Origin of the sequence: Tindallia californiensis (genome assembly GCF_900107405.1) — a bacterium.
Lineage (GTDB): Bacteria > Bacillota > Clostridia > Peptostreptococcales > Tindalliaceae > Tindallia > Tindallia californiensis.
This window is the reverse complement of sequence record NZ_FNPV01000007.1, coordinates 1-21444: the sequence shown is the minus strand read 5'-3', so window position 1 is coordinate 21444 and position 21444 is coordinate 1. Positions and strand designations below refer to the sequence as shown.

Annotated in this window: 21 protein-coding genes, 1 pseudogene and 1 CRISPR repeat array; of the genes and pseudogenes, 16 read left to right on the top strand and 6 right to left on the bottom strand. The window is 39.5% G+C overall.

Annotated elements, in window-relative coordinates; all coding sequences use genetic code 11:
• The first annotated feature begins 717 nt into the window (after window positions 1-717).
• The 12 genes from BLV55_RS10440 to cas2 all read left to right on the top strand — a co-directional run bounded on the left by BLV55_RS10440 (window position 718) and on the right by cas2 (window position 12536).
• Entirely contained in the window at window positions 718-1005 is a 288-nt protein-coding gene (locus BLV55_RS10440; protein WP_093314165.1) for a hypothetical protein, read from the top strand.
• A gap of 523 nt (window positions 1006-1528) precedes the next feature.
• Window positions 1529-2902 (top strand): TIGR02710 family CRISPR-associated CARF protein, encoded by a 1374-nt coding sequence (locus BLV55_RS10435; RefSeq protein ID WP_093314162.1) that lies wholly within the window; start codon window positions 1529-1531, stop codon window positions 2900-2902.
• 19 nt (window positions 2903-2921) lie between these two features.
• Window positions 2922-3911, top strand: coding sequence for a type III-B CRISPR module RAMP protein Cmr1 (cmr1, locus tag BLV55_RS10430; protein WP_093314160.1), 990 nt, complete (start codon window positions 2922-2924; stop codon window positions 3909-3911).
• Entirely contained in the window at window positions 3908-5614 is a 1707-nt protein-coding gene (gene cas10 / locus BLV55_RS10425) for a type III-B CRISPR-associated protein Cas10/Cmr2 (protein ID WP_093314158.1), read from the top strand. Before cmr1 ends, cas10 begins: the two co-directional genes overlap by 4 nt.
• Window positions 5614-6774, top strand: a complete 1161-nt coding sequence (cmr3, locus tag BLV55_RS10420) for a type III-B CRISPR module-associated protein Cmr3 (protein WP_093314155.1) — start codon at window positions 5614-5616, stop codon at window positions 6772-6774. Before cas10 ends, cmr3 begins: the two co-directional genes overlap by 1 nt.
• Window positions 6775-6818: 44 nt before the next feature.
• A complete protein-coding gene (gene cmr4 / locus BLV55_RS10415) occupies window positions 6819-7727 on the top strand; it encodes a type III-B CRISPR module RAMP protein Cmr4 (protein WP_093314153.1) in 909 nt (302 codons plus the stop codon).
• 15 nt (window positions 7728-7742) lie between these two features.
• Window positions 7743-8117, top strand: a complete 375-nt coding sequence (gene cmr5 / locus BLV55_RS10410) for a type III-B CRISPR module-associated protein Cmr5 (protein WP_093314150.1) — start codon at window positions 7743-7745, stop codon at window positions 8115-8117.
• Between the two features lie 17 nt (window positions 8118-8134).
• Window positions 8135-9307, top strand: a complete 1173-nt coding sequence (gene cmr6, locus BLV55_RS10405; RefSeq protein ID WP_093314148.1) for a type III-B CRISPR module RAMP protein Cmr6 — start codon at window positions 8135-8137, stop codon at window positions 9305-9307.
• Between the two features lie 115 nt (window positions 9308-9422).
• The gene (locus tag BLV55_RS10400; protein WP_143033195.1) at window positions 9423-10232 is read left to right on the top strand and encodes a DUF6602 domain-containing protein; all 810 of its coding nucleotides are present in this window, start codon (window positions 9423-9425) and stop codon (window positions 10230-10232) included.
• A 396-nt stretch (window positions 10233-10628) separates the two neighbouring features.
• Window positions 10629-11129: a CRISPR-associated protein Cas4 gene (cas4, locus tag BLV55_RS10395; RefSeq protein ID WP_093314144.1), complete on the top strand. Its 501-nt coding sequence runs from the start codon at window positions 10629-10631 to the stop codon at window positions 11127-11129.
• A 30-nt stretch (window positions 11130-11159) separates the two neighbouring features.
• Window positions 11160-12155, top strand: a complete 996-nt coding sequence (cas1b, locus tag BLV55_RS10390; RefSeq protein WP_093314142.1) for a type I-B CRISPR-associated endonuclease Cas1b — start codon at window positions 11160-11162, stop codon at window positions 12153-12155.
• A gap of 132 nt (window positions 12156-12287) precedes the next feature.
• Window positions 12288-12536, top strand: coding sequence for a CRISPR-associated endonuclease Cas2 (gene cas2 / locus BLV55_RS10385; RefSeq protein ID WP_330386609.1), 249 nt, complete (start codon window positions 12288-12290; stop codon window positions 12534-12536).
• Between the two features lie 176 nt (window positions 12537-12712).
• A CRISPR array of direct repeats spans window positions 12713-13871; the repeat unit is 31 nt; unit sequence TGTCTCAAGTCTTCCTATAAGGAATTGAAAC.
• Window positions 13872-14395: 524 nt separating this feature from the next.
• On the opposite strand, the gene BLV55_RS10380 is transcribed toward cas2, so the two are convergent.
• The 4 genes from BLV55_RS10380 to BLV55_RS10365 form a co-directional block, all read right to left on the bottom strand.
• Complete coding sequence (locus BLV55_RS10380; protein WP_093314138.1) at window positions 14396-15004, bottom strand: hypothetical protein; 609 nt, start codon at window positions 15002-15004, stop codon at window positions 14396-14398.
• 39 nt (window positions 15005-15043) lie between these two features.
• The gene (locus BLV55_RS10375; protein ID WP_093314136.1) at window positions 15044-16123 is read right to left on the bottom strand and encodes a hypothetical protein; all 1080 of its coding nucleotides are present in this window, start codon (window positions 16121-16123) and stop codon (window positions 15044-15046) included.
• 106 nt (window positions 16124-16229) lie between these two features.
• Window positions 16230-16520, bottom strand: a complete 291-nt coding sequence (locus tag BLV55_RS10370) for a nucleotidyltransferase family protein (protein ID WP_093314134.1) — start codon at window positions 16518-16520, stop codon at window positions 16230-16232.
• Window positions 16521-16614: 94 nt separating this feature from the next.
• A complete protein-coding gene (locus BLV55_RS10365) occupies window positions 16615-17658 on the bottom strand; it encodes a DUF5050 domain-containing protein (RefSeq protein WP_093314132.1) in 1044 nt (347 codons plus the stop codon).
• Between the two features lie 177 nt (window positions 17659-17835).
• On the opposite strand from BLV55_RS10365, the gene BLV55_RS15040 reads away from it, so the two are divergent.
• From BLV55_RS15040 to BLV55_RS14855, 3 genes are read left to right on the top strand one after another with little or no spacing between them, the layout of a single operon-like run.
• Window positions 17836-17994, top strand: a complete 159-nt coding sequence (locus BLV55_RS15040; protein ID WP_143033194.1) for a DUF188 domain-containing protein — start codon at window positions 17836-17838, stop codon at window positions 17992-17994.
• Between the two features lie 3 nt (window positions 17995-17997).
• The gene (locus BLV55_RS10355; protein WP_093314128.1) at window positions 17998-18186 is read left to right on the top strand and encodes a hypothetical protein; all 189 of its coding nucleotides are present in this window, start codon (window positions 17998-18000) and stop codon (window positions 18184-18186) included.
• An 11-nt stretch (window positions 18187-18197) separates the two neighbouring features.
• On the top strand, window positions 18198-18329 hold the full coding sequence (locus BLV55_RS14855; protein WP_278280026.1) for a hypothetical protein: 132 nt from the start codon (window positions 18198-18200) through the stop codon (window positions 18327-18329).
• 401 nt (window positions 18330-18730) lie between these two features.
• Here the strand turns inward: BLV55_RS14855 and BLV55_RS15035 are convergent.
• Together BLV55_RS15035 and BLV55_RS15030 are read right to left on the bottom strand one after the other, a co-directional pair.
• Window positions 18731-18922, bottom strand: a pseudogene (locus BLV55_RS15035) (hypothetical protein); the annotation flags it as partial.
• Window positions 18923-19365: 443 nt separating this feature from the next.
• Window positions 19366-19719 (bottom strand): ArsR/SmtB family transcription factor, encoded by a 354-nt coding sequence (locus BLV55_RS15030; RefSeq protein ID WP_176968373.1) that lies wholly within the window; start codon window positions 19717-19719, stop codon window positions 19366-19368.
• Between the two features lie 481 nt (window positions 19720-20200).
• Here BLV55_RS15030 and BLV55_RS10335 point away from each other — a divergent pair.
• On the top strand, window positions 20201-21444 hold a 1244-nt coding region (locus tag BLV55_RS10335; RefSeq protein ID WP_093314119.1), incomplete at its 3' end, for an NAD-dependent succinate-semialdehyde dehydrogenase.

The window sequence follows — 21444 nt, the reverse complement described above, 5'->3', positions numbered from 1 at the left end:
CCATTCTTGGCCGCAAGCCTTCCTATAAGGAGTTGAAACTCTCTTATGAATTCTTCCGAGAGTTTTGCTGTAAGCATTTCTATGATGAGTTTGAACCTGATCGATGTGCTTCTTGGGATAGGTTACACTTAGTTGGACAGTTATTTTAAGTTCATGTACAATGAAGAGAATATACCTAAGGAGATGTGACCATGAGCAAACTATCCAAAAAGCCCAGAAGGACTTTTACTCCAGAACTTAAAGAGCAAATCGTCTAGTTACATCAGCATGGAAAGAAAAAGCACGAGATCCAAAAAGAATATGACATCTGCTACTCTATTTTTAATAACTGAATCAAAGAAGCTGAAAACACAGGTTTTTTTAAAGAAAAAGACAGCCGCACGGATGAAGAAAATGAATTGATTAAACTCCGAAAACGAAATCAACAGCTGGAAATGGAAAATGATATCCTAAAGCAAGCAGCGCTGATACTCGGACAAAAGTAATTGTGATTAGAAGCAACACCCACAAATACTCAATCTCAGCAATGTGCAACGTCCTATAAATCCCAAGAAGTACTTATTATAATGAATTGAAAGCAAAGACCTGCGAAAGTGATCTTATAAAAAATATTATTAAAATATTCAAAGATAGTCGAAATAATTACGATACTCGCAAGATCAAAAAAGAGTTGGCAAAAGAAGAACTATCCTCTCACGTTGCAGAATAGGCCGAATCATGAAACAAGAAGGATTAGTGTCCAAATACACCACCAAGCAGTTTAAGCCCTCCAAACAGGCCATCAATGAATCTGAGGCAAAAAATATTGCTGATCGTAAGTTTGATGAACGAGCTGAACTGGATCTGATGGTAAGTGATTTAACCTATGTTCGTATAAAAAACAAATGGAATTATATCTGCGTACTAATGGACCTGTTTAACCGTGAAATTTTTGGATGTAGTACCGGTCAAAAAAGACGCGCCCCTTGTAATGAGAGCATTTGCTTTCATGAAATGAAGCATTAAAGAGATCAATATTTTTTATACCGATCGAGGTTCGGAATTCAAGAACAAGCTATTGGATGAAACCCTTGATTATTTAACGCCTGTCGAATACCGAGAAAAACAACTTGATTAATTTGTCTGATTTAGTGTTGACAATCCACTTATAACCTATCTATTAATATGTATTGCTTAGTTTTTATTGTGCGAAAAGCATATTCAATTTCTTGAGGATAATTTTTATATATTGTATATTTTGGATTATGTGAAAGAATTTATCTGGAGGTACTTAGTATGATTGGAATCAAGTTCGAAAGCCAACAGATTATTTATTCGAAAAAAGGGACTTCTCTTTAGCTTGAAATGCAAAAAACCGGAATCGACAAGAGTGATCACCGGTTTTTTATATTGAGTTAATCGATATAATTACGAAATGTTTTGATAGAATACTAGAGTATTTTAATAAGTATATAGAAAAAACTGATGCATCTCTAAAAAAGGGTCTATAGTTGAAAATGTCAAAATATATTCATTAAGGAGTGTGGCTATGTATAAAAATTTAATTATAACAGTAGGAGACAGTAAAGCTCCAATTTTAACTTCAGTTAAGCGTATCAAGCCAGTGCATATCGTATTTATATGTTCTGATGACAAAGATGGAACAAAAGGCAGTTATACACAAATATGGGACGAGAAAGATGATCGAAGGATGCAGGGGCAAGAAGTGAAAGAGGCTGCCCCGCCAAAAGCCTGTGATGCTTGCGGCAATGTCCCGAGATGGAATAACGAACCATCCATTTCCACACAACTGGGTCTTTCACAGGATCAGTTTGATATTGTGAAAATCCAAAATCCGGACAACATTCAGGATTGTTACAATGCAGCCAAAGAAGGTATCCACCTACTAATAAATAAAGCACCATCTTTTCAGGTGGTGGCTGATTATACCGGGGCCACTAAAACCATGTCCTATGGTTTGATCAGTGCCAGCATGGACCATGGACAGATAGAAATAATGGTGGTGACCGGAAAGCGCCGGGATTTGGTAAAAGTGGCTGACGGCACTCAAAGAGTGACGAATAGTAACTGGAAAGGTCAAATGATTGAAAAGCAGATAAATCAAATGAAGGATTGTATAGCTGACTATCAGTATGAAGCCTGTATTGAAATCGGCAATCAATTATCGTCGCACATTAATGCAGGAAGTGAAGAATGTGAAAAAGTTCAATTCTATGCAACTATCGCAGAGGGGTTAAAATACTGGGATTTATTCAACTATCAAAAAGCCAAGGAACTTTTGAGTGATTATGGGCCAGACATGGGGCGATATTTGGGATATCTTGGAAACGTCATAAATAACCTTGAGGATATGAATAATGGAAAAGATAATAAAGTCAAGCCGAAAAAAATCAGTATGGCACTTCTTTTTGATGTAATGCGAAATGCAGAAAGAAAGATCATGCAGGGAAAGTATGATGATGCAGTGGCGAGGGTATATCGTGCCCTGGAATTGATGGCTCAAATTGGACTGCGATATCAAAATCCAAGTATTGATACTGCAGAAGTCCCAGTGGAACACATGCCAGAAAGTTTTATTAAACAGAGAGGGTATACTGATGAAAAGCAAACGTTTTCTTTGGGGTTGATTGCCTCTTACGAGCTGCTAAGAGCGCAGAACCACCCAATTGGAAGGGTGTTTGCCAAAAAGGAAGAAAAACTAAAAGATTTACTGAATACGAGAAACAATAGCTTTATGGCCCATGGGTATGCACCTTTTACTGAAAAAAGAACAAAAATGTTTTATGATTTTATGCTTGGATTTGTGAAAGAAGTGCTGGAAGAACTAAAAGAGCAAGGCTATAAGCTTGACCTTGATTCTTTTGAAAAAGCTCTGCAGTTTCCAGACAGTTTTGAGAATTGAAAAATAAGGAGGGGAATGTATGAATATTCTGGAGGATTTGAAACAAGCATCATCCATGATCAGTAAGACTTATGAACTTGAATTATTGACACCGCTGATGCTGCACGGATTCCAGCAGCAATTTGGCAAGAAGCATAAACCTAAATACGCAGAACTTAGGGAACCATCGGTAAAAGGTATCATCAGATATTGGTGGCGAGCGATGCAATATGAAGAGGACTTAAAAAACATTATAAAAAGAGAAACGGATTTGTTTGGTGGTACTGGAATGGGGGATAAGCAAGACGGAAGAAGTTCAAGGATTAAGATAAAATGGTTAAAACCTGAAAGGCAAACCGCAGAAGCACGCGTATGTCCCCATAAAGGGGAAAAGCCCAGCACAACCGCTATTGAAGCGTCGGCACGTAACTACCATAAAATACAAATGTCATGCTATCGATGCGATGAAGAAAAGTTTCAGGAGGCAGAACCGTATATCAGGCTAACCTGGATGTTGGCAGGTTTTGGACAAAGAGCCAGGAGAGGTGCCGGCGCTTTACAGTTGAGAAAGATCACCGAAAGAAACGAACAGGAAATAAAATGGGAGAATACTGAAGCTTTTAGGACGGCGTTGTTTACTGTTTTGGGAGAATTAAACAAGGATAAATACTTTAGCAAAGGGTCCAACCCTACTCATCTGATTCAATGGAAGCACAAAGAGTCGGATCTAAAAGGAATAATGCATCCAGTGTTGCACAATGTATGGGTAGGAAAAGGGTTTGAGAATTCTGAGAATGTTCGGAATCGCATCAGTACCGCTGGGCATATCGCCAACAGTGGTAATGGAAATCTACAATACTTGGGTAAAGCAATGGGAGGAAGAGAAGCATCACCTCTGCATGCAACGGTACGGCGCTTTGGAAATCAGCATTATCCATTGATTTCAGAAGTTGCAAAAGAGGAAAAACGAGGGACAGAATACCTGGAAGCAAGAAATGCGTTTTTGAGTTATTTGGGGGTAAGGGTATGAAATCGAAAAGTTTGTTACTGATTAGCATAGGGCCGGTACAGTCCTTTATAGAATCTGCCAGAAAGCTGGAAGATTTATGGGCTGGGAGTTTTGTCCTAGCATGGCTTTCTGAAAATGCTATCCATACTTTACAGGAGACTGCCAAAGAGCGAAACGTAACGATGGAAATGGTCTATCCAATGATTTTGAATCATGAACCGTACAAGATTAAAAAATGTTTTCCAGAAGTGGCTTCTTTGCCGAGCAGGTTTGTTTGTCATTTTGATGCAAAACCGGAACAGGTTGCTGAAATGGCAAAGATCACAGAGGATAAAGTGAAAGAAGCTTTTACTGAATTTTGTTGTACGTCAGTTGATCGTGTATTTGGTAATTTTTCTAACCAGTTGAAGGACGAACCTATCCAACGAATGAAGAATATGACTGCGGATCAGGTAAAAGCATTAATTGAAGTTTTTTGGGCTATTGAATCAATGGAAACAGAAGATTTTAATCAGCACCGACGCCACCTGGAAATGAGGCTGGCAGCAGTCAAAAACAATCGGAGGATTCATCAGCTCTATCAGGACGGATTGGTTTGCACTGTTTGTGGAGAAAGAGAAGCCTTAAGCGGCTGGCCAGTGAAGAAAACTGCAGGCATAGGAGAAATGAAGGAATTGCTGAAAACAACCTGGGACAGCCGCAAACCGGAATTCAGCAAAAGAATTAAACCCGGTGAATTCCTTTGCGGTGTATGTCTTGGCAAAAGAGGGGCACGAAATTTTTTTCAAGATAAGTATAATAGCAAATATCATTTTCAATCTTTTCCCTCTGTCAGAAGCATAGCGAATTTTTCGAATTATTACGAACAGGAAGAACCAGAAAATCGTTCCTATTATGCTGTTTTACTGATGGATGGTGACAATATGGGGAAATGGTTTTCGAAATCAAACAAAATAGAGGATCATCAAGAACTGAGCAAAAGATTGGCATTTTATGCATCTGAAACGGTACCCAAAACGGTGGAAAAAGATCACGGTGGGAAACTGGTATATGCTGGTGGTGACGATGTACTGGCGTTTTTACCACTTCAAAGTGCTTTTCAGTGTGCTAAAGAATTAAGAATGGCTTTTGGATCTGATCAACAGGGTTTCGCACAGGGAGCCACTGCATCTATGGGGATGGTAATCACTCATGATAAAGCACCTCTTTCCAAGGTGCTTCGACAGGTTCGAAGAATGGAAAAAACAGCCAAAGCTTACCAGAAGGGCAATGATGATAGCATAGGAAAAGATGCATTAGCTATCGGAGTAATGACACGCGGAGAAATAAGGGAAACTTGCTTTTCTTGGGAAGATGTTGATGTGGTAATGGAAATTAAGAATTCGTACCAGCAAGATCTTACAACAACGTTCCTATTTACCTTTGCAAAAGCGTTTTTACCATTAATTGGAAAAGAATATCATAAAAAAGTTCAACCAGTAAAAAATAGCATTGAGAATAAGGAACTACTTAGACTTGAAATGGAGCGGCTAGTGACAAGATCACTTAAAGACAGTAGCAAGAAAACCCTTGATCCAAAAGAGTTTTCAACCATGCTTATTCAGCTGCATGAGCATATGCCATCAACATTGCAGTTTATCCACTTGCTGGAAGCACTTCGTTTTATTGCACAAAAAGATTTTGCAATATCGAAAGAAATGGAAGAAATGGAGGTGATGAACTGATGCATCAGATTAAGATAAGACCAGTGGACACTTTTTTCTTTCGCAATCATCAATCAATGAATATAGGGGAAGACGCTGAAGCCAGCGGTATTTTTCCTCCCCACCCACAGACGGTTTATGGAGCGTTAAGAAGCGCTTATATTCACAGATATTCAGATTTTGGGACATTCTGTAAAGGAACAGATGAAAATCTAAAAGCATTTGCTGGAACACCAGAGGAATGTGGTTCGTTTCAGATTAAGGGAGTCCTGTTGTATGATCAGGAAAAGCTGTACTGCCCTTTGCCATTGGATTATCTGGTAAAAAACCAACTGGAGGAAGGAAAACAAAAAGCCTATTCATTGCGGCTCAAAAGAGACCCGGATAAAAACCTGTCCTCTGACTCCTCTCACTGGAAACTCGTTTCAGATCGGCAGGAAAAAACCACTTCTTCTGATGGAATATACGTAGCCATGGAGGAATGGAAAAAAACCGTAGTACGGGAAATGGATGCATCAACCTCAGTGGAGGAAGTGGTCGTTAATACTTTGGATAAATGGATTTGCTCAGAGGTTAAAGTTGGAATAGCTCGAAACAGATTAACAGGAATGTCAGAAGAAGGAATGTTTTATCAAATGGATTTCTTGAGATTTCGCCAAGAGGCTTCGAAAAATGAAACTGCAGGGCTTTCAATAATAACTAATACAGAAGGGGATTCATTTAAGGATATTTCATTGTTGCGTTTGGGAGGCCGGAATCGGCCATGGCTGATCGAATCTGTCAGTAAGACACCGAAATTGATTTCTGAAAGTATGAAAAAAAACATTGTGAATACTATTGAAGAGACAGGGATTGCCAGGATAATTTTGTTGAGTCCCGCAATATGGAAGTATGGTAATAGACCATCTTGCTGGAACGAAGCAAGCAACACACTGGAACTGGGAAACAATTTTTCTTTGGAAGTCGTAACGGCTGCCGTTGGCCGCGGACATTTGGTGGGAGGATGGGATATCGTAGAAAGAAGACCTAAAAAAAGAGCTTTGGCCGTATCTGCTGGTAGTGTTCTGTATGTAAAAGTACCTAAAGACAAAGTGCTATCAGTTGTGGAGGCAGTGGAAAAACACAACTGGTCAGACGATTTACAGAATCAAGGCTACGGTTGGGTAGTTTGTGGATGTTAAATAAGTGAAGAAGATCTAAGATTAAATAGAGAGGAAGGTTTAATATGTATACAAAAAAATCACCATTCTTTATTCAATGCATCTCTTCTGTTCACGCTGGTAGCGGCAGCGAAGTGGGTATTGTGGACTTGCCGATACAGCGGGAAAAGCATACCGGTTTCCCTAAAATTGACAGCTCATCTCTGAAGGGAGCCATCCGATCTGTCGTAGAAGAAAACGCAAAGGAAAAAGAATCATTTCAAAAGTCTCAGCTAGTATTTGGAAGTGAACCAAAGGCTTCCAGTGACGAAACTAATGCAGGTGCCATTGCTTTTTCGGATGCTCGCATATTATTTTTTCCGATAAAATCAGCCAAAGGAGTTTTTGTATGGGCAACCTGCCCAGCGGTGATTAAACGATTTTTCATGGAAATGGAAATGTACGTTCCAGAGTGGGAAGGGGTCAAAGTAATACAAAAGATAGAGCCTAATACCGTTTCATCCGAAAAGGTATGTGTGACAGATGGAAAAATGGTACTGGAAGAGTATACTTTCCAAGTGAGTACTAATGAAGAGCTTCAGGGATGGGCAAACACCATGAATGACTTGATTATGAAAGGTTTTGACTCTGATTTGGGAGAACGCGTAGTAGTGCTTGAAGACGATGATTTTGCTGATTTTGTTAAGCTGTCAACAGAAGTCAATGCCCGTATACGCATTAACCCAGAAACGGGGACAGTAAGCGACGGTATGTTGTGGTATGAGGAAAACCTCCCGCCAGAGACGATTCTATACAGCATACTTTTTGCTGGGAATGTTAGGATGGATAGTAGCAGGAAACAATCAGAGGTTTCTTTTGCGACAGATGAAGATGTTATGAATTTCATGAAAGAAGAATCGAATTTTCCTTCCGTCTTTCAACTGGGCGGTAATAGTACATTGGGGCGGGGTATGTTGCGCAGAATCTGGATATAGAAAGGATGGATTTTTATGGCAACAAAAATTGAACAGATTGAAAATGGGCGGGCAGCCTTTGCATTTCAGCAGATTAAGTCTTTTATAGCGAAAAACGATGAGAAAACCCAGAAAGAATTTAAGGCTTACATCAAGAAAATGCCGTCAATGATTAAAGTTAATGGGTTAGGACAGACACTGGCATTCTACTATTCCAACCAAAAATCAAAATCGTATCAGGGAGTCTATCAAATCATTGAAAAGTACTTTGACGAAAAGCCGAAGGAGCAAGAGCTTGTGGAATGGGTGGTTGAAATGGATAGTGGAGAGTATCGGCATGTTACCACCGAAACACTTGCGTTGTTAAACTGGATGCGCAGGTTTGCAGAAGGCATGGTTAAAACAGATTAAAGAAAGGCGGTGGAGCTATGACGCACTACCATCCGAAAGACACAAGGATACTGATGGAACGGAAGGAAGCGCCATTAGATCATCTTCACTACAAAATTCATTACTTTCAGGTAATCAATCACAAAGAAGAAAATGGAGCGGAAAGAAATAAATCGGTGAGCAGTGAAATAGGCTTAACAAAAACACAAGAGAAAGTGATGAAACAAGGAAGAGCGTTGCGTGAATACGCCTTTGGAACACTGATGTCGAACCATTTTGTAAAGGGCTTTAAGGCCCGGATTAATGGCAGAATGATTCATGGCATGGGAGAAGAACATGTGAGAGAAACAAGTCTGACCATTCATCCAGTATATGGCATCCCCTATATACCCGCCAGTAGCATTAAGGGAGCCTTGCGAAACTGGGCAATTCATGCATTGTTTGATGGAGTGGAGCCGAAAGAGGAAGAGGAAAAGGGAGAACAGTGCGATAAAAAGAGAGCATTTTTTACTATTTTTGGCTCACAGGAGCAAAAAGGGCAGGTGATGTTTTATGATGCCTTTGCAGATGAAAAAACAAAAGTCCGCCCGGATGTGCTGACAGTTCATTTCCCTAAATATTATGGAAAGGCTGAGTCTCCAACAGACGATCAAAATCCTAATCCTGTTAACTTCTATACCGTTGAGGAAGCTTATTTTGAGTTTTATATCAGCACATCAGCCAACCAACGGATGCCAAATAGTTTTTGTCGGGAAGAACTATCGGAATTAACGATTACATGGTTGGAAACCATGCTGAAGGAGCAGGGTATTGGATCTAAAACAGCTTCTGGATATGGAAGATTTCAGGATTTTATTAGGAGAGATATGACAAAATTGAAAGAAAGACTAGCCGAGATCAATAAAAAAAAGAATGTTGGACTGCCTTCTCATAACGTAAAGGGTTTGGAAGAGGACATAACTGAGATGGACTTGACCATATTGGAACGGATTAATAGACTGTCGTCTTCTAATGAAGATCGTGAAGAAAGCAAAAAACTTTGGAATGAATTGAAAGAAACGATATCAAGTGAAAGGGATAAGGAAGCTGCAAAAGCACTGAAGAAGTATTGGATAGAGAATGGGCAGTGGTTGGATACAACGGACGAAAAAAAGATTAAAAAAAATAAAAAAGCTAAAAGAACTAGGGAATTACAGAAAATGCTTTTGTAAGAGTGATGAAGGGAGAGTATATAAAACCACGAAAAAAGATTAAAAAAATATAAGGAATCGGAACAATCTGAAATTGAAACTAGATAGACCTTGTTGTTTTGGATGAGGATCCATAGTGAACGTTGTGACAACAAAGTACTTATTAGAGCAGAGTAAATGGAAAAAAATAAGAGAACGGAGGCATGGCATGGCAAATGATGTGGATATGAAAAAGCTATTTCGTGGAATGCAGGAAAAAATGATTTTGGATCATAACTTACTACGGGAACACATTTCGCATCCTACCACTAAAGGAAATGCTGTTGCATTAAGATGGATTAAATTCCTGAATAATTACTTACCAAATAGATATTGCGTAGATGGTGATGCTTTCGTTGTAGATCATACCGGCAGGTGTAGTGGGCAGATAGACTTGGTTATCTACGACCGGCAATATTCTCCTTTTGTTTTTTTAGAAGAAGGCATTAAGTATATACCAGCTGAGAGTGTCTATTCAGTCTTCGAAGTCAAACAGACAATCAATAAGGAACACATTATATATGCAGGTGAAAAAGCGGAATCTGTTCGTGTGCTGGAACGAACTTCTGTACCTATTGTTCATGCTGGAGGTACTTATCCTGCAAGAGAAAAGTTTGATATTGTAGCTGGTATTATTGCTACGTCGTCTGACTGGACTCCTCCCATTGGAAAACCATTTGAAAAAGCTGCCAATACACTTACTTCATCGCAATGTCTCAATATTGGATGCGTATTGGATGGCGGATCCTTCTTATTAAAACCTGACGGGACATTCGAAATCAGCTCAAAAGAAGAGGCTTTAATTTCCTTTTTTATCAAGCTATTTGTTCGCCTACAAGAGCTAGGGACTGTGCCCGCAATGGACATTGATTTATATAGTCGTGCCCTAGATTCCGAGCAGTTATAGCTAGTATAATAACTAAATTGGGTATCGTGTTTACTTGCGAAAATCATCTATGCTTAATTGAGGAAGTTCTCTTTACTATTACGATTGCAGTAAAAGAGAAAGATATGGTTTTTCTGGATGAAATTAACAAGGACTTAAAAAGATTGAATGAAAACGCCTTTGAACAACTCGTCGATATATAGGAGGGAGATTTTTTGGAAATGCAGGGAATCGGAGCCAAAACTATAGAATATGTACCGATCCAGCAAAAAAAGAAGATCCTGCAGGAAATGCCTTCCATTATTTAGAATGCCTTATCCAGAGAAGTAGCACTGCTCGCCACCTTCTTGTAGAAAAGGGAGCCTTAGAGGTGGAGATCATCGGATAAAGCCACATGGAAGAAAGGGGTAGAAAAAGATGGAAACCACCATTACTGGAACCCTAATTTGGTACTACTATATTTGCTCGAGAGAAGTCTGGTTGATGGCGCATCAAATCGCACCAGAGCAGGACGATCCGAATGTGGACATGGGACGATTCATTCAGGAAATGGCCTATGCTCGAGACAAAAAAGAGATAACCTTGGAACAGGGGAATATGGATGTAATTAAAAAAGATAAAGACGGAATGTTGATTGTAAAAGAAGTAAAAAAGTCTTCTAAGTTTATAAAAAGTGCCACCATGCAATTAGCTCACTACCTGTTGGGTTTAGAAAAAATTGGAATAGAAGCAAAAGGAGAGCTCGCTTTTCCTGAAGAAAGAAAAAAGATATCGGTTGAACTGGATGAAAGTCTTCGAAAGGAATTGAGGAAAACCGAAACAGCTATTCAGCAGCTCATCATGCAACCAAGTCCACCTAAGGTAGAAAAGATTGGCTATTGTCGATCCTGTGCCTATGGCTACTTTTGCTGGGCCTAAGATGCGTATACTGAAAGGCAGGTGTAATGGATGAAAAAAACCATCTACATTTTTTCTGATGGAGAGTTAAAACGCAAAGACAACACCCTATACTATCAATGTCATGAAAAAAAGCGATTTTTGCCAGTAGAAGACATCAAAGAAATAATGGTATTTGGGGATATTTCCTTCAACAAACAATTTTTAGAGTTGTTGTCACAAAAAGAGATCCTGTTGCATTATTTTAATTACTATGGCTATTACACCGGAACCTTTTACCCGAGAGAGCATATGAATTCCGGTTACATGATCTTGAAGCAAGCATCTTTTTACTCCGAAGAAGAGAAACGATTAGAACTTGCAAAGTGTTTTGTTGAAGGGGCTTACAAAAACATCCTCCAGGTACTAAAATACTACCGAAATAGAGGAAGAGAAATAGAAGACCTGATCACAGAGATTCAGAGCTATTATGATGAACAGCAGGAGCGTTGTGAGGATATCAATCAGTTAATGTCTTTGGAAGGGCATACTCGTGAAAGGTACTATAAAGCATTTGACAGCATTATCCAAAACAAAGATTTTGTATTCCAGGAAAGAAGCAAAAGGCCACCACGCAATGAGTTAAACACATTAATCAGCTTTGGAAACACAGTCTTTTACACAGCTGTCCTCAGCGAAATATATAAAACCCACTTGGATCCTCGGATCGGTTTTTTGCACGCCACCAACTTTCGTCGATTCAGCCTAAATCTAGATGTTGCTGAGGTTTTTAAACCCATCATCATTGATCGGATTATATTCACTATTATTGGTAAAAAAATGATCACAAGAAAAGACTTTGGTAAAGAAGCGGGCGGGTTATATTTAAACGAAAGAGGGAAAAGAGTGTTTATCGAAGAATTTGACAAAAGAATGGATACAACCATTCAACATAAAGAATTGAATCGAAAAGTTTCGTATCGTCGTCTAATAAGAATGGAACTGTATAAAATTCAGAAGCATTTGATGGAAGAAGAAATATATCAACCTTTTGTCGCTAGATGGTGAAAGTCAATAAATACCGATTGATGCTAAGAGATTACAAAATCCATATGGATTAGCCTAAGAACTCATTTATTATACCTATTAGCAATCTGAAGTTAGATATAGTGAGGTGAATAGAAGCTGTTTGTAATACTGGTGTATGATATTAACGTTAAAAGAGTAGCAAAAGTGTTAAAAAAATGTCGGGAATATCTGTACTGGGTTCAAAACTCAGTATTTGAAGGAGAAATTTCAGAAGTCAACTACAAAAAACTAAAGAAGGAACTAGATCGAATCATAAATACGGAAGAAGATTCAGTTATCGTATACACTTTTCGATCAACCCGGTATTCAAAAAGAGAAACCATGGGAATTAAAAAAGGTGGCGACGATAACATGATTTAATCATTGATATTCGTCGTCGACCACCAGTGATGCAAAAAACACGGGAGATCGACGACAAACAACAAAACCTTACAAGGCTTGTAATTGGATGGTTTCACTAAAATTAGATAATTAAGAGTAGAATAGCACAAAGAATTGTGTTACACTTAATCTAGATTTTCCAATGCCTTTTGCGGTGTCTCAAGTCTTCCTATAAGGAATTGAAACTCAAGCACCGTCTCCCCTTCATTTGAGTATGTTTTTGTGTCTCAAGTCTTCCTATAAGGAATTGAAACAAAGTCTTCCACGGCTGACTGTCCCTTAGTGGCGTTTTGTCTCAAGTCTTCCTATAAGGAATTGAAACCCCTCTGGCTTCGCAAAACCTGCGATGTCATAGTAAGTGTCTCAAGTCTTCCTATAAGGAATTGAAACACTGCAAAATCATCATAACCACCATAAAAGGTACAAGTCTCAAGTCTTCCTATAAGGAATTGAAACATGAAATGCTAAAAGCATACCCAAATAGCAAAGATGCGTCTCAAGTCTTCCTATAAGGAATTGAAACCGGGGCGAAGGCAAGGAAGCGAAAAAGGGAAGAACAGGTCTCAAGTCTTCCTATAAGGAATTGAAACACTGGTATTCCATCAATAGTGGGGGGTATAGATACGTCTCAAGTCTTCCTATAAGGAATTGAAACATTTCTTGTAAAGCTAAATAATAATCATCGTTCGTGTCTCAAGTCTTCCTATAAGGAATTGAAACAAGGCACATGGGTAGAAGATTACAGAGATGAAATTGTCTCAAGTCTTCCTATAAGGAATTGAAACTCTGCTGTTTTGCTTTACTATGGTTATATGCTGGTGTCTCAAGTCTTCCTATAAGGAATTGAAACACATAATGGTTTTGTTCAGTAAATCATCACGACCTGGTCTCAAGTCTTCCTATAAGGAATTGAAACTCAATATTCTGGAGAACCTATATAAAAATCATTTTTGTCGCAAGTCTTCCTATAAGGAATTGAAACTGCGTCACGAAAACAATGCACCTTCTACAGCTCCGCCAGTCGCAAGTCTTCCTATAAGGAATTGAAACTATGCAGAATCAAGAGTAACGGTGTCAGAGTAAAGCAGTCGCAAGTCTTCCTATAAGGAATTGAAACCAGAATCTGAATCACCGGAACAACGGATGGAGATATGTCGCAAGTCTTCCTATAAGGAATTGAAACCCATGCTCGCCATCTCCTTCCTCATGCTTCTCAAGGTCGCAAGTCTTCCTATAAGGAATTGAAACAAATAAAAGCCTCCAATGAAGAAGAAGCTATTTCAAGTCGCAAGTCTTCCTATAAGGAATTGAAACTATTTATCAAATAAAAAAGCACCCGCATCGTCTTTCTGGAAATACCTGTTTCCCTGTTAATATCTCTCTGTGATTTCCCTTCTCTAAAATGTTTTAATATGATTTCTTGTTTTTGCACTAAACGGATCATCCCCTTAGCCCCCTATGAAATGTCATAGGGTTAATTGTACTTCTTCTGGGGGATTTTTCAACTAATATGGTGGGGTATTTTTAGATTATCATAAACAGACGAATACACAGTTTGTAAAAAGAATGGAATCGCAGATTAGGAGAAAAGGGGAGCGTTTTATTTTACTATCTTATGAAGAACAAGAATGAAGAAAGGTCTCACGAAAAGGATCTGGAAAGCATCATGAAGATAGAAGGGACCTTTATTGTAAAAAGATAATTTACTAGGGAACCACTTAAAACATAGGTGAAACAAGCGGAAAATGGAATAGGATATACTGATGGGAGGAGACGGATCAAGGATATATCAAAGAGCTTGGCCAAAGGCCTGTCTTTGATTGGCTAAGGGGTATTGATTAAAGCTTCTCACTGATGCTAAGCATCCTTTCTGAGTTCTCCTGCATCCGCTGAAGATGATTGCCAGAATAAGTTATTTCATAATTATAGATTCCGATAGGATTTCTTGAACTCCCTCGATTAAACAAGGGAAACTCTGTGGATACCTGAAACAGGAATTCCTCAAAATCCGAATCGGCAAACCAATCCTCATAGCGATCATATTCTTCAGTGGGAAAAGCGGTTAACAGGTTGTTCATGGACTGTTGAATGTTATCAAGAGTCAATGTCAGCTTTTCCTGAGATTTCTGATCCATTACGGAGGAAATACTAATCAGCTGTTTCAGGTGTTGGACATCATCACGTAAGTTGGCAGCATGTTGAAGTTGATGATTTTGATGAAGATGATGCAAAGAAGTTGCCACTTGCTGATATTGATAAACAGCAGTTTGATGATGGCTGTTAGATAGTTCAATATACTGATGTGTTATCACAAAAGAATAGACCAACAAAATGACTACGAGAAAAAAACCTCTCGCTCTGTAGAGTTTTGTATCTTTGGTTAGCTGAAAAAGCACAATCAAGATAATGAAAGCAATGCCAAAGTGGAAGAATAAGTTCAAAAACAATGTAGGTCCCCCTTATTCCGGAAAGATAGTGTGGGTAGGTTAAGATTCATCCTGTAAAAATAGCATGGGCAATTCGTCAATTCCCTTGTCGGAAGCATAGGATTTGAATACTTCATATATTTCATCAATCAGCTCCAGATCCTCATCCCAATCTTCTCTAAAACGAAGGTGGATATACCCGTCTGGATGAGTGCCGCTGCCGATAACCGGCCCTTCCGGTGGCTGAAGGGAATCAAATTCATCCCATAAAGAATCCCATACTTTTTTGCTTCCGAAAATGCTGCTCAACTCATCCTTCCAAAGCATTCGGTGATAGTGATGTCCTTCCTGGACAAAACTACCTCTGGCAGCGATGATGGGATGGCTTTCAGCATCTAGATCATCCAGGGGAGCTCTGACTAGTTCAGGTGGAAATTCCCTAAAATGATGAGCCACCTCCTCCGGAAGCCACTCAATATGATGGATCAGGATATCGTTGCTTCTGGAATCTCGGAAAAGATCCAGCTGAAGCAGTGCACCGTCCCACATTTCGATAAAGGATGGGTTCTGAAAGCCCATTGCTGGAGCGTCTTGATAGGAAAGAAGCTTTTCAAAATCCTCTTCATCGAAGTTCGGATCCTTTTGGTGGTCCATCAGTTCCTTTAAAGCCTGATAGTCTTCTACCTGACTCAGTTCCTGATGATAGTATTCAAAAGTTGAAACAGGCTGTTCCTGCCAGGTTTCAAAAAAGAAAAGGCCATAGATCATCGCCACAGTCAGGATAAGGATAATCTTTTCATTTCTGACCAAAGGTAGTTTGCTCCACAGTTTGCTTAGACCAATAATGACAAATATCATGATAAAGGTAAAGGTTGGATGGCTATAGGTGGTGGTTGAACGAAGAAGCACATAATAGACGCTGGCCATCAAGAAGAATTTCAGTAGGGTGAAGATAGTATGTTTCACATAAACCGGATCGGATTCTTTCACCGCACTGTTTTTCTGAACAAAGTGAAAAATGGGAAAGGTAGCAAGTAGTAGTAATGATAAATGGGAATAGGAGGTCGTATACTGGCTTAAAAAAATAGCCATCAATAAGATAATGAGGCCATAGCATAAAAAGATTCTTTTGTTTTTCAAGATAAAACTCCTTTTGGTTGAAGTGGTGTCAGTATAGTCCTGACAAGATATGCTTCAACATTCTTGATACATTCGAGAATAGGATGCACATAAATCCTGTCATCTTTCATAGTTCAATAACCTCACCAACGATATGATCTCGGATGAGAACATGTAAAGATTCTACCGTAACGACATCAACTTTCATACCTAATAGATCTTCTAAATCATACTTTAAGGATATTAAATCAAACAGAGAACGGTCTTCTTTAAAAGTAACAAGAAAATCCACATCACTATCAGAGGTATCGTTCTCCTTTGCTACAGAACCAAATAACTGAATTTTTATAACACCATGCTTTCTTGCAAGACTCAATATTTCTTTTCGCTTTTGGTAGATAAGAGTGTTTCGTTTCATTTTTATCACCCTCTCTTTCTATAGTAACATACTCTACTATTCTTGTTACTGTTTGTTGAATGAGCATGTTAGCAGGTGATCAAAAGAGCAGGAGTTATTGAGCCATTTCTAAGATTTCATCCCTTCGAAGATCGAGCTTTTTTTGGTTGGGAAGCATGCTTTCGTCTGAGGACATGAAAAGAAGCCAATGATCCAGCAAGCAGAGCCCTTCCACCCTTTTCGTATCCATCAAGAGGATCTTATCCGATCCATCCAGAGCCATTTTATAAAGTCCGTCACCCGGATAACCCACATCATGGGAATGCAACGCATAATAGATGCCATTTTCCGTGAGGGCATACGTCGATACCTTTTCGTCTACCAAAAGCTGAGGGCTTTCGTCGTCATAAATGTTTTTTCGATAGAGCCGATCATCTTCATAATCCATGAAATAATAACCTTCCCAGACAGTTAAATCCTTCACTTCACGATTCATTTCCACTCGCAGATCCTTTCCCTCCAGATCAACGCTTTTCAGCCATCCGGCTTCATCCTCCTGATAACTGTAATAAAGCCGATCTTCATAAAGAGTCAGATCCGTAACGGACTGGTTGACCAACCTTTCCAGGTTTTGGCCATTCACATCCATTCGATAAATCATAGACCTGTCGGAAAAATTTCTGAAATAAATCCAGTTTCCCAGGAGATGAACGTCCAAGGGATAACCCATACGAAAAATAGTTTCCTGCTGGCTGCCATCGGTCTTGATTCGATTGTAGCTTTTGCCCTGGCTGAAAAAAATCCAGTCGTCCACCTTATTCAATCGGTTGATGCCAGTACCGCCGGATTGTTCAATCAGATATTGCTTATTCTGGAAATCCTTGGTGGTCTGAACCAGGTTCAAATGGTTCTCCACAAAATAATAGTGGTCCTCCCCTTTTACTCCATGTCCGTAATTATTGGTATTGATGACGGTGTTTCCCTGGGCGTATTCATCAGAGATTTGAATTCGCTCAAGGTTTCTGGTCTGAAAAGAATGGTATTGAATTTTCAAACTGGTGGTGAGATCACTGTAAAGCAGAGCTGGGATCAGCTGACTCAAGATCAGTGCGACAGGGATGGCAATAAGAAGCGTCCTCATATATTTTTTCAGCATCATAGGTTCCTTTCCTTGGGTTATGAAGGTGTTATGGAAACAATCTAACTTTATGTTAACGGGTTTACATATATTCTAACAGAGGAACCGGTTTTTCGAAAGGAGCTAAAGTTCTATTTATTTATACGATTACAGAGTTTATTCCAAAGATACAATATGATATGCTGACTGGAAGGAGAGGTGAGGGATGATTCCAATATTGACGGCATGCTTTCCAGCAGGCATATCAATCGAAAACTGAGGAATAAAGGAATCTATGCATCCAAATCGAAGAAACGGGACAAAGATCAGGATAAAGACTTTGAAAGAGCGCTGCGACGCCTGTTGAAGGAGGAATAAACCTTGAAGAAGCTGGTACACTTTTTACTGGTAGCGGTATTTTTTTACGTATACATAAGGATGTTTATTTTCATGAACATCAGTTTGAATTCTTCTGAGGCTATCTTAGTTGGCAGCCTGATCGTATTGCTTATTTCTTTTATCCTTGCGCTGATCACTGCCGACAGCATTGTTCGCATCCTTAAACAGTGAGGATGGCTATTGTGTTTTCACTTGCGAAAGGGCTTGCGTTAAAGAACAAAGAGGATGAAGCAGCTGATAAAAGCATTATCATGGCAGGAATCGCACTAGCCATTATATTGGCTGGTGTAACCGGGCCATTGATGTATGCTTAGATGCTTCTAGTTACAGCAATGGTAGAGTTTAAATGCGCTTTGTTGCATTAAACATACCAATAATGCATAATACATGTGCAAAATACACACATAAGATTTTAATAAAGAGCACATTATTACTGAAAGGGGAATCCTTTTAAGAGCACCCATCCAAAGTGAAATCCGGCAAGACCATTCGATCGAAAAGCCTGCTCAGCTATATTGAAAAATACAAACCCGAAAAAGCTTATCGTTTCTCATCATCGCTTCGGGATAGTGGGGAAAGAATAACAGACATACCGCTTCCGTTAGTTTGGATAATTTTATCCGATGAATACCACCACTAAGAAGATCTCTTCTGCAAAAATGGTCAAAGGCTTTTATCTGTGCCTTTGACCATTGATCGTTGTTCTTTTTTAGGATTATGCGTTCTTTTTTTTGATCTCTTCTAGGAGGTCTTCTTTTACGGGAAACCTACCGTTACCATCCCTGTTATCGAATACCATGATGCCCTTCACCAATACCTGAAAGGTACCCCCTCCAACATCAACAAGGTCAATTTGTTCATCATCAATCAGAAGATGTTCTTGTAGATAAGCTGCCAAACTGGAAGCTTTAGGATGAAATCCTCAAGAACCACAATACTTGATTTGAATGTCTTTGATTTCTTTCGCCATTGAGAACACTCCTTACAGTTCTTTTTTTAAACGCTCAAGGTCTCGCTCCATTTGTAAAAGTTGCTCTTTAATAGGCTCCTTATTCTCACTGCTAGCGTTTCTTTTTAAGCATTCAATTTCTGATTTCAAATCATGAATCTTTTTGCTGTAATCATCCTTTTCATCCCGCGATTGCTTATCGGATGTGTGAGAGCAAGTATGGTGAGAAAACATAGGACATTTAAAGCTTCGCCGACTCGTCAGAAAACAAATGAGAAAAACGCTTAAAAAGATAAGAGGAATAATCCAACCGTATGGAAACAACAAAGGCATTTTAGCATCTCCTTTCAATAGATTTCTGATGATTAGGAATCACACTATTTCCTCCTGAAATAGCGGGTTCAATCCTTTTTTAACCATAGGGGCTTACAGTTGGGTCCTGTAAACAAGTCTTCTGTGATAATCTTGCCTTCTGCAAATTCGCTGAATGATTCTATATAGCTCACTAATTCTGGATGAGTCAGTTCATTAAAAACGAAAGTTCCTTCTCTTCTGGACTGAATTACATTAGCCTGACGCAATACCTTGATGTGAAAAGACACTAATGGTTGGGAAAGACCAGTATCATTTATTATTTGTGAAACTGACTTTGGGGATTCTTTAAGAGAGAGAAATATTTTGAGTCGATTCACATCACAAAAAATCTTAAACAGATTCGCTAGCTTATCAATAGCAATCTCCCCTTTCTCGATCAATAAAAACCTATCAATATAAATCTGTGTTTATATTGTAACCGATAACGGAACTCCACGCAAGCATAAATGGGAATTTATATAAATGGTTTTTTATGTTTGGAACAAATGGGGGCCCAATCAATTTCCCTCCCTCCTTTGAAGCGACTGGAGAAAAATAGTAGAAAGCACACAGTGTATAGGCAATCATTGTGTGTTTTTTTTGTGAAAAAAATATCTTCCAAGAAATATAAGTAGATAATAAATGGTGGATTTATCATGTCCTATAGATCAAAAAAGTTACAATAGACTAACCCTATGAAGCAAAGGCTGCTATCTTGGTGCTTCAACATAAAACTTGGACCCTGCCAACCTTCTACTACATCCGCATAAGAAACGAGGCTGTGTTTATGGTTATCATTCGATGGGTAGCGTATTTATAGATGTTTTTAAGTCCAATTTATGCAAGTGAATGATGAGTTTAAACACAGGAGGGTTTATGGAGATGAGAATGGAAAAACTATATATTAACGGACAATGGAAAGATGCGGCTTCGGGAGAAAGTTTTGATGTCCTCAATCCGGCCGATGGAAGCCTGGTTGGTAAAATGGCAGCTGCCGGAAAGGAAGAAGTACTGGAGGCCATTGATGCGGCGGATCAGGCTTTTGAAGAATGGTCCAACCTGCCGGCCCATGTGCGTGCAGATTATATGAAAAAATGGCATAAACGGCTTCTGGAAAAGGCAGAAACCATCGCCAGCACTCTGACGGCGGAACAAGGAAAACCACTGGCCGAGGCACTGGGAGAAGTGAGGTCTGCTGCCAGCTTTGTGGAATGGTATGCGGAGGAAGCGAAACGTGTATATGGGGAAACCATTCCAGCCAGTTCAAGCCGAAAACGTATTATGGTTCTCAAACAGCCGGTAGGAGTTACAGCGGCCATTACACCTTGGAACTTTCCGGCTTCCATGGTAACGCGAAAAATTGCACCAGCTATTGCTGCCGGGTGCCCGGTGATCCTTAAACCAGCAGAACAGACTCCTTTTTCTGCCGTGGAAATCATCAAGCTGGCCCATGAAGCCGGCATACCAAAAGGAGTCATCTCCTTACTGGCAGGCCCGCCGGAAATCATTGGTGACACTTTGTTGGAAGATAACAGAGTTCGGAAAATAACCTTTACTGGCTCAACTGATGTCGGTAAAATGCTGATAAAGAAATCAGCGGATACGGTTAAGCACCTATCCATGGAACTTGGAGGCCATGCACCGTACATTGTGTTTGATGATGGGGATTTAGACAAAGCGGTAAAGGAACTCATGGGAGCAAAAATAAGAAACGGCGGACAGGTTTGTATCGCTACCAACCGATTATATGTGCAAGAATCCGTTGAGAAAGAATTTGTCCAAAAAATCAGTGAGAAATTTTCTGCCATTAAGATGGGTGACGGGTTTGAAGAAGGCACTCAAATGGGACCGCTGATTGATGGAAATGCCTACCAAAAAGTACAGGAGCAGGTGGAAGATGCTCTCTCAAAAGGGGCAACGCTTATAACCGGTGGAGAAGGGTTTCATAAAGGCAATCATGATCAGGCAGGCTACTATTATAAGCCCACCGTTCTCGTGGATATAACAGAGGACATGAGAATTATGAAGGAGGAAACCTTTGGTCCTGTGCTGCCAATTCAACGCTTTTCAACGGAAGAGGAGGCTCTGGAACTGGCAAATAAATCACGTTTTGGCCTTGCTTCCTA